Origin of the sequence: Allopontixanthobacter sp., assembly GCF_034376665.1 — a bacterium.
Lineage (GTDB): Bacteria > Pseudomonadota > Alphaproteobacteria > Sphingomonadales > Sphingomonadaceae > Allopontixanthobacter.
In genome coordinates this window covers 20,774-30,319 of sequence record NZ_JAXMJI010000033.1, presented here as the reverse complement: position 1 = coordinate 30,319, position 9,546 = coordinate 20,774, and the positions used below count along the sequence as shown (strand labels likewise).

The following is a 9,546-nucleotide window of genomic DNA, read 5'->3' as shown; positions in this document are numbered from 1 at the left end:
ACGGACGCTGCGGCTGGATCATCGCGATCCGCCGGTCCCGCGCCAGCGCATCGCTGGCGAGCGCGCGGTATCGCGGTTCGAACAGATGCAGCGGCAATTGCAGGCCGGGACGCAGGATGACGCCGGTAAGCGGAAAGATGGACAGGCGTTTTGCCATCCGCTTACCCGAACAATATCGTCGACAGGCGGCGCCGGGTGGCCACCACCCACGGATCCTGGAGTCCGGTGGCCTCGAAGATCTGCAGCAGCTTAGCCTTCGCCGCGCCGTCATTCCATTCGCGGTCAGCCTCGATCATCGCCAGCAGCGTATCGGCGGCTTCGTCGCGCGAGCGGGCGGCATAGGCCGCTTCGGCGAAGGCAAATTGCGCGTCCATATCCGCCGGCCGCTCGGCCGCGGCCGCGCGCAGGGCCTGCAATTCGGCTTCGTCCACCGGGGTTCCGGCGAGTTCAACCGCCGCGGCAGCAGCGTGGATCAGCGGATCGTCCTTCAGCGCGGGGTCCAGCGAATCGAGCACGCCTTGCGCCTCCTGCGTTTCACCCAGCGCAACCAGCGCGCGGATCAGCCCGGCGTGCCCGGCGGCGTTGTCCGGGGCCATCTCGGTGATCTGGCCGAATATTCCGGCAGCGCGTTCGGCGTCGCCCTCGGCCAGCACCTGTTCGGCCATGGTGAGGAACTGGGTCACGTCCTGCTGCGGCGTATCTCCGGGCGCGCCTGCCTCCACCGGCAGTTTTTCCAGCAGCTGGTCGAGCACCTGCTTCAACTGCGATTCGGACCGCGCTGCCGTCAGGTCCGCCACCGGCTGGCCCTGAAACATCGCATAGACGGTGGGGATGGATTTGACCTGGAACTGGGACGCGATGAATTGCTCCTCGTCCACATTGACCTTTGCCAGGATCACACCCTTGTCAGCATATTCCGCAGTGATCTTCTCCAGGATCGGGGTGAGCGCCTTGCACGGGCCGCACCATTCGGCCCAGAAATCGAGCACCACCAGTTTGGTCATCGAAGGTTCGACGATGTCCCGCCTGAAACGCTCGACGGCCTTCTGCTCGTCGATATTGAGACCCATGCTGGCCAAGGTGAACTCCTGTCTGTCTGGCGTATCGGTTACCGCGCATCCGGCGGTTTTCGCGTGAGGCCCCAATGTGGGCCTTTCGCAGCATATGTGAAGGGCAAAATGCCCGTGTTGTTCACGCCATGAAATTCCCCTTGCTAGGCTGCGTGACCGCTGCTAGTTGCCCGCTTCCCCACTGGACCGGCAGGTTCGGTGTACCCCTCAGGGGGACCCCAAGGGAACAACAGCGAGCGGGCGTAGCTCAGGGGTAGAGCACAACCTTGCCAAGGTTGGGGTCGGGCGTTCGAATCGCCTCGCCCGCTCCAGTTTCTTCACGGAACACCAATCAGCATGGCCCACCGGGCAGGCCGGATCACTCCTGGCGACGGGCGGGAACACTTCATCGCAAACCTCGAGTTCGATGTTGCAATGCAAAACCGTGCCGCTAATAGGCGTGTTATGTTGTATCATGATTTCCGCCGCATTGCCGGCGCTTCGGCTTCCATTCTTGCGATCGCCTCCATGGCACTGCCCGCTGCCGCTTTTGCGCAGGCCACGGAGCAGGAGCCGGCCCCTGCCGCCACGCGGGACCGTGCCTCGGAAGACGATTTCCACACCAGCGGGGACCGCTCCGATCCCACCATCGTAGTCAGCGCCGTGGGCGTGACGCAGCTCGACGTGCTGGCCGGAACCTCCGTGATGCAGGGAGTGGAACTTCAGCGCAGCCTCGACGGACAATTGGGCGAAACGCTTGCCAAACTGCCCGGCGTGTCGGCGACCAGCTTCTCCCCCGGGGCATCGCGACCGGTTCTGCGCGGATTTTCCGGTGAACGGGTCAAGGTTCTGGTCGACGGGATCGGCGCGATCGATGTGTCCAACACTTCCGCCGATCACGCCGTCTCGATCGATCCGCTGACCGCCGAACGCATCGAGGTCCTGCGCGGTCCCGCGGTGATGCTGTACGGCAGCCAGGCGATCGGCGGCGCGGTCAATGTGATCGACAAACGCATTCCGCTGCGCCGCCTCGAGGAGCCGTTCCACCTCGACGCCCGGCTCGGCGCCAACACCGCCGCCAACATGGCGGAAGGCGGCCTGTCGGTCGATGTGCCCGCGGGCGAATATTTCGTGTTCCATGCCGACGGATCGTATCGCCGAACCGAGGATCTCGAAATTCCCGGCTTCGTTGCCTCCGACCGCTTGCGGGCAGAACTGCTCGCAGAAGCTGATGCTGACCAGGCGGACGAGCCCGAAGAAGCCGCCGAGCTGCGTGAAGCGGCAAATCTTCGCGGTGTGCTGCCCAACAGCGCGACCGAAACCTGGAGCGCGAACGCGGGCGCCGCGTTCTTCGCAGGCGAGAGCAATCTCGGGGCGGCCATTGGCTTGTATGACACCAGCTACGGCGTCCCCACGCGCCCCGGTGCGGGCCATGCACACGGGGAAGAAGGCGGTGACGATGCAGGCGGCGAGGAGGAAGAAGGCGAGGAAATCGTCACCATCGGTCTGCGCCAATACCGCGCCGATATGCGCGGCGAACTGGCGCTCGGTGGCGGGTTCTTCTCCCAGCTGCGCACCCGCTTCGGATTCAGCGATTACACCCACACCGAATTCGAAGGCAAGGAAGTGGGCACCAGTTTCGACGTCAAGGGATTCGAGGCGCGGGCCGAACTGATCCAGAACCAGCGCGGCACGTGGAACGGTGTGATCGGCACCCAATATTACTTCCGCGATTTTTCTGCCGAGGGCGCGGAAGCCTATATTCCGCCCAACCTGACCTCGCAGCTGGCGGTGTTCGGTTTGCAGGAAGTTGCAGTCGGCCCGGTACATCTGGAATTCGCCGGCCGCTATGAAGGGACCGAAGTGGAATCGCAGCAGCTTGGCTTCATGCGCAGTTTCGACAGCTGGTCGGGCGCTGTCAGCCTTGCACACGAAACGGCGAGCGGATTTCGCTTCGGCGTCACCGGTTCACGGGTCGAACGCGCGCCCAGCGCGGAAGAACTGCTGTCCAACGGTCCGCACATCGCGACGCAGGCGTTCGAAATCGGCGATCTCGACCTCGACATCGAAAGCGCGGTCGGGGTGGAGGCGTTCCTGCGCGGCCGGATCGGTCTCGCGAGCGTGAACGTCGCAGTCTACCAGAACTGGTTCAGCAACTACATCTATCTCGAGGAAACAGGGCTGGAGGAAGATGGCCTGCCGGTGTTCCAGTACTTGCAGGACGATGCCGAATATTTCGGGGTCGAAGGCGAGATTTCGTTGCCCCTGATCGACAGCGGCCCGTTTTCGATCCTGGCAGACCTGCGCGGCGATTACGTTCGCGCGAAGCTCGATGATGGCAGCGCATTGCCGCGTATCCCGCCATTGAGCCTGCTCGGCGCGCTGGAAGCAAAGACGGAGCGGTTCGATGTCCGAGCCGAGGTGCAATGGTCGGACAGCCAGACGCGGGTGGCGGCGTTCGAGACACCCACCGACAGCTTCACCTTCGTCAACGCCTCGGTCGCATGGAAGCCGATCCGGGGTGACGACAATCTCACCCTGATGGTGCAGGCGGACAATATCTTCGATGCCGAGGGACGCCGCCACGCCAGCTTCACCAAGGATTTCGTCCCGCTCGCCGGGCGCAATTTCCGGATCAGCGCGAAGGCGAGTTTTTAACCCCGCTATCGCGCCTCACCGTCAATCTTCGACCGCGAAGCTGATTTCGGCGTGTTCTTCCAACCGCTTGACCAGATCTTCGCCCAGGAAGGAGCCCGGTGTGCCGATGCCGCCGGGCGCTTCGCAGTGACCCAGCGCAATTGCAGTTTCGGCGATCATCCGGCTGGTTGACCCATAGCCCGGATCATAGCGGCCCTTGACGCCGTAATTGATCTTATCGCCGTCTGCCGTTTCGCCCAGGAACAGCACATCGTAGAAGCCGTTCTCGCGCTCCTCCTTGGTGGGACCTTCGCCGGGCTTTGGGGCCTTCGCGCCGAACGGGTTCTTGAGCATCTCGGCGATGCCTTTGGCCGCTTTCTCGCCCATTTCGCCCGCGCTGGTGAGCATCATCTCGTCATATCGGAAGTCCTCGCCATAGGGGAGGCCGAGCAGGAAATTGGTCCGATGGACGTTCTTGGTGTTGATCGTCGCCATGATGAAGGGCGCGGCCCATTTGCCAAGTTCCTTGTCATACTCCGGGATCATCCCCGAGGGCTGCTTGGGGCCGGTGAAACCGGGAGTCAGGCCGAAGGAGCTTTGCAGAACGGAAATCAGCTTCGGGTTGCGGGCCACCGCCTTCATGGTTTCCTTCATGCTAGCGACGGTGCCGCCGGACGGCCCGCCCTGCATCGCGCGTACCCGGCCCCTGACCCGCGTGGCCGGCTTGCCGAACCGCTCCATCGCTTCTTTCTGAAGCATGAAAACGCCGAGGTCGAAGGGGATCGAATCGAAGCCGGAGGAAAAGCAGATGCGCGCGCCGCTTTTCTCTGCCGCGTCGCTGTATTTCTCGATCATCTCGAACATCCAGGTCGGTTCGCCCGACAGGTCGCAATAATCGGTGCCCGTCTGGACACAGGCCGCAACCAGCGGTTCGCCGTAGAGCGTGTAGGGGCCGACCGTCGTCAGCACCACGCGGGTCTGTTCGCACATGGCCTTAAGGCTCGCAGGATCGTCCGCGTCCGCCACTACCAGCGCCGTGTCTTTCGGTGCTCCGATCAGGTCGCGCACTTCCTCAAGCTTGGCTTCGCTGCGCCCGGCCATCGCCCATTTCGGGCCGTCCGTGCGGCTGCCATAATGCCGGGTGAGATGTTCCGCGACCAGGCGGCCGGTGTAGCCCGTCGCGCCATAGACGATGATGTCGAATTTCCGGTCGGCTTTGCTCATGGCTCACTTCACTCCCATTTCGGCTCAGGGAATGCGCGCGGAAATCGCCCGAGTCAAAGACGTTGCGGCATGGCCGATTTGCGGGCGGGTGTACGCGCTAAAGCTTGGGCAGGGTCACGCCGCGCTGGCCCATATATTTGCCCGCGCGGTCGGCATAAGTGACTTCGGGCCGTTCGTTGCCCTGTAGGAACAGGAACTGGCAGACGCCTTCGTTGGCATAGATCTTCGCGGGCAGCGGTGTGGTGTTGGAAAATTCCAGCGTAACATGGCCTTCCCAGCCGGGTTCGAGCGGGGTGACATTGACGATGATCCCGCAGCGGGCATAGGTGGATTTGCCGAGGCAGATCACCAGCACATCTTCCGGCACGCGGAAATATTCCACCGTCCGGGCGAGCGCGAAACTGTTGGGCGGAATGATGCAGACATCGGTCTCGCGGTCCACGAAGCTGTTCGGATCGAACTGCTTGGGATCGACCACGCTGCTGTTCACATTGGTGAAAATCTTGAATTCGGGCGCGACCCGGGCGTCATAGCCATAGGAGCTGAGACCGTAGGAAATGCAGCCGTCCCGCCGCTGGGCTTCCACGAACGGTTCGATCATGCCCTTTTCCGTGGCCTGCGTCCGGATCCATTTGTCGCTGAGAATCGCCATGCTCGAGGTGATCGGCCAAGCCTGCGCGGCGGGCAAGTGGGGACCGGGTGTTTTCCCCGCAACTGACGCCGCCCGTCAGCCGATCGGCTTTGCGCCCAGCTTGGGGTTGAGGCCGGTAACATAGTTGAGCCACTTCTTGGGCTTGCGCAGCATGTTCTGCGGATATTCCACCTTCAGCCCGGCAATCTGCGCCATCCGGCCGACAAAATGGATGCAGTTGCGTGTGTCGAGCGAGTAATATTTGCCCGGCGCATCCCGCCACGCTTTCATTTCCGCCACCACCTGATGATACTGCGCATCGGTCAGCTTGACCGAAAAATGGCGGTTGGTGCCGGTGACATATTTCGGCGGCTCGATGGATATGTCGTGTTCCACCGGACCGGACAGGATTCGGGTCGAAACCGACTTCGCGGTGAAGCCGTAGTTTTCATTCACCGCCTGCCCGGTGCTGTCCAGCGTGCCCTGCAGCACCACGAAGGTGTGCGGATACCGGCCCAGCAGAACCGAGCCGTTGAAGCTGTGAAAACTCATCGTCACGGCGGCGGCGGCGGGCAGGGACCAGCCGAGCGACGCCAATGACAGGAGAAGGGTCAGGAATCGGATCATTCCGCCCCTTTTAACAAGCGTTTGCGAGCAAGTGAACCGGGAAACGGAGGAGATTCATCCGGCCAGCAGACTTGCGTTACCCCCAGCCGCCGTGGTGTCGATACAGACGACCCGTTCGGTGGCGAAGCGGGCCAGGTAATGCGGACCGCCCGCCTTGGGCCCGGTGCCGGACAATCCCTCGCCGCCGAACGGCTGGCTTTCCACTACCGCCCCGATCTGATTGCGGTTGACATAGAAATTGCCGACCCGCGCCCGCGATTCCACAAACCGGCGGACGGCGTCGATGCGGCTGTGCAGCCCCAGCGTCAAACCGTATCCGGCCGCGTTGATATCGTCGATCACCTGGCCTAGCTGATCCGCGCGGTACCGTACGACATGTAGGACCGGGCCGAAATTCTCGCGCTTAAGGTCGAGGATCGATCCGAGTTCGATGATCGTCGGGGCCACGAAGCAGCCCCGGGTAGCAATCGCGTCCGCCCCGCCGGGCAGGTCGCGCTGCCACACCGGATGCCCGGCCTTGCGCCGCCGCGCGACGTGCCGGTCCAGCGCGGCCTTCGCGTCGGTATCGATCACCGGCCCGACATCGGTCGCCAGAGCGGCGGGATCACCGATCTCCAACGCTTCGAACGCGCCCACGATCATCTCCAGCATCTGGGTTGCAACATCGTCCTGCAGATAGAGCACCCGCAGCGCGGAACAGCGCTGGCCGGCGCTCTGGAACGCGCTGCCGACCACATCACGGGCCACCTGTTCGGGCAAGGCGGAGCTGTCGACGATCATCGCGTTCTGGCCGCCGGTTTCGGCAATGAAGGTGGCAATCGGCCCATCGCGCGCGGCCAGGCTGCGGTTGATTGCGCGCGCGGTATCGGTCGATCCGGTGAAGGCGACGCCCGCCAGGCGCAGATCGGAGGTGATCATCGCACCGACATCGCCCGCGCCGGGGATCAGCTGGAACACCTCGTCAGGAATGCCCGCTTCATGGCATAACTTTACCGCCAGCGCGGCGATCAGCGGGGTCTGTTCGGCCGGCTTGGCAATCACCGTATTGCCCGCCGCCAGCGCCGCCGCTGCCGGTCCGATGAAGATGGCGAGCGGGAAATTCCACGGGCTGATGGTGGCGAACACGCCGCGTCCGGCCAGCGACAGGCGGTTTTCCTCGCCGGTCGGCCCCGGCAGGATCGTCGGCGCGCCGAACAACCGGCGCGCTTCGGCCGCGTAATAGCGTAGGAAATCGACCGCCTCGCGCAGTTCCAGCACTGCGTCGGGAAGGGTCTTGCCCGCTTCGCGCTGGCACAGCGAGAGGAACTCGTCGGTGTGTTGCTCGAACAGGTCGGCCGCCGCTTCGAGCAGGAGCGCGCGCTTTTCGCCGCCCAGCGCGTTCCAGCCCGGCTGGATCGCCTCCGCGCGGGTAATCGCGTCGGCCACTTCCTCCGCCAGCGCATCGCGCCGCGTACCGATTTCCACCGACAGATCCTGCGGCATGGTGATCGGCGCGACTTCGCCTTCTGCGTCCGAAACGAAGGTCGGCTCCGCGTGCCAATGGCGCGATTCCAGCGCCGCGACGCGCTCCATCAGGGGTTCGCGCACCAGCGGATCGCTGAGGTCGATGCCTGCGCTGTTGGTCCGCCCGGGGAACAGGTCACGCGGCAACGGGATTGCCGGATTGCGCTTGGGCTGGATCGCCGCGAGGTCTGCCACCGGATCGGTCGTCAGTTCCGCCACCGGAACGTCAGCATCCGCCATGCGGTTCACGAAGGAGGAATTGGCCCCGTTTTCCAGCAGCCGCCGGACCAGATAGGCGAGCAAATCCTTGTGCCCGCCAACCGGGGCATAGATCCGCACCGGGGTGCGGATGTTGCCCTCCAGCTTGGCAAGTTCTTCGTAAACATCCTCGCCCATCCCGTGGAGCCGCTGGAATTCGAACGCGGACTGACCCCCGGTTTCCTGTGCCCCCAAATCGCGTGACAGCGCCTTGATGGCCCCCACGGTATAGGCGTTGTGGGTGGCGAAGGCGGAATAGACCGCATCGCCCGCGGCCAGCAATTTGGCCGCGCAGGCGAGATAGGAAACATCGGTCGCCAGCTTGCGGGTAAAGACCGGAAAATCGGCATATCCGCCGACATGGCTGATCTTGATCTCGCTGTCCCAATAGGCGACCTTGACCAGGCGCACCATCAGCCGCCGCCCATGTTTCCGCGCCAGCCGGATGGCCCAGTCGCACAGGGGCAGGGCGCGTTTCTGATAGGCCTGCACCGCCAGGCCGAAGCCTTCCCAGCGGGTCGCGAACAGCTCGTCATCGCCGACCAGCGCCTCGATAATGTCCATCGACAATTCGAGCCGCTCGGCTTCTTCGGCGTCGATGGTGAAATGAATATCAGCCTCGCGCGCCTGCATCGCCAAGTCCTTGAGGACCGGCACCAGCGCCGCCTTGGCCCGTTCCGCATGGAGGAAATCATATTTCGGGTAGAGCGCGGACAGCTTAACCGAAATGCCCGGCGAATGGACCATGCCGCGCTCCGCCTCGCGGCTCAGCCGGGCGATGGCGGCGGAATAGGCCAGCCGGTAGCGTTCCGCATCGGCGAAGGTCATGGCCGCCTCGCCGAGCATGTCGAAACTGTGGGTCAGCCCGCGCGCCCGTTCCGGCTTCGCGCGCTTCAGCGCTTCTTCGATGGTCCGGCCAAACACGAATTGCCCGCCGAGAATGCGCATCGCCTGAAGAGTCGCCGCGCGGATCACCGGTTCGCCCAGCCGGCCGACCGCGCGCTTTAGGGTCGCGCCCATGCCGCGCTGCTGCAGTTCGGGCCGCTCGAGTACTTCGCCGGTCAGCATCAGCGAAAATGTCGCGGCGTTGACAAAGGTGGAGGGGCTGTCGCCAAGATGGTCGGACCATTCGACGCCGCCCAGCTTGTCGCGGATCAGCGCATCGGCGGTGGCGCTGTCGGGCACCCGCAGCAGCGCTTCGGCCAGACACATCAGCGCCACGCCTTCCTCGGTCGCGAGGCCGTAGGTCTGGAGGAACGCATCGAGCCCGCTGGCCTTGCGCGCCCGTGCGCCTTCGATCAGCTGGCCCGCCAACCTTGCAGCTTCCTTGTGGACAGCGGAGGCGGGCGCGGCGTCGCGCAGTCGCTGTTCGACACAGGCCTGTTCGTCCTGCCGGTAGGCACTGCGAAGCGCAGCCCGGTCGATCGGGTGTCGGGGCGGCATGGGATAAGTCATCGGGAACCTGGCTTGCTGGAAGGATTCGGGGAGGCTTGCCGCCCGTCTGGACCCCGATGGAAAGCAGATCAAGCGAAGTGTCGCGGGCGGCGGAAAACTGAATATCCGGCTCGACATTTCGCCTCGCCCGCGCAACAGCTAGCCCGAACGCAATCACCGGGA

6 protein-coding genes, 1 tRNA gene and 1 pseudogene are annotated in these 9,546 nt (G+C 64.1%); 2 read left to right on the top strand and 6 right to left on the bottom strand.

From position 1 onward, the window contains the following. A pseudogene (locus U0988_RS03510) lies at window positions 1-157 on the bottom strand (ATP-dependent protease); the annotation flags it as partial. 4 nt (window positions 158-161) lie between these two features. Next, window positions 162-1,070 carry a tetratricopeptide repeat protein gene (locus U0988_RS03505; protein WP_322291260.1) on the bottom strand — a complete coding sequence of 303 codons (909 nt, stop codon included), beginning with the start codon at window positions 1,068-1,070 and terminating at the stop codon, window positions 162-164. Window positions 1,071-1,306: 236 nt separating this feature from the next. On the opposite strand from U0988_RS03505, the gene U0988_RS03500 reads away from it, so the two are divergent. Further along, window positions 1,307-1,381: transfer RNA gene (locus U0988_RS03500), tRNA-Gly, on the top strand. A gap of 196 nt (window positions 1,382-1,577) precedes the next feature. Further along, window positions 1,578-3,707, top strand: coding sequence for a TonB-dependent receptor (locus tag U0988_RS03495; RefSeq protein ID WP_322291259.1), 2,130 nt, complete (start codon window positions 1,578-1,580; stop codon window positions 3,705-3,707). Between the two features lie 21 nt (window positions 3,708-3,728). On the opposite strand, the gene U0988_RS03490 is transcribed toward U0988_RS03495, so the two are convergent. The 4 genes from U0988_RS03490 to putA form a co-directional block, all read right to left on the bottom strand. Then, window positions 3,729-4,910 (bottom strand): saccharopine dehydrogenase family protein, encoded by a 1,182-nt coding sequence (locus tag U0988_RS03490; RefSeq protein ID WP_322291258.1) that lies wholly within the window; start codon window positions 4,908-4,910, stop codon window positions 3,729-3,731. A gap of 97 nt (window positions 4,911-5,007) precedes the next feature. Next, entirely contained in the window at window positions 5,008-5,562 is a 555-nt protein-coding gene (gene dcd / locus U0988_RS03485) for a dCTP deaminase (protein ID WP_322291257.1), read from the bottom strand. Between the two features lie 75 nt (window positions 5,563-5,637). After that, entirely contained in the window at window positions 5,638-6,168 is a 531-nt protein-coding gene (locus U0988_RS03480; RefSeq protein WP_322291256.1) for a hypothetical protein, read from the bottom strand. A gap of 54 nt (window positions 6,169-6,222) precedes the next feature. Next, window positions 6,223-9,372, bottom strand: coding sequence for a bifunctional proline dehydrogenase/L-glutamate gamma-semialdehyde dehydrogenase PutA (gene putA, locus U0988_RS03475; protein ID WP_322291255.1), 3,150 nt, complete (start codon window positions 9,370-9,372; stop codon window positions 6,223-6,225). Between the last annotated feature and the right edge of the window lie 174 nt (window positions 9,373-9,546).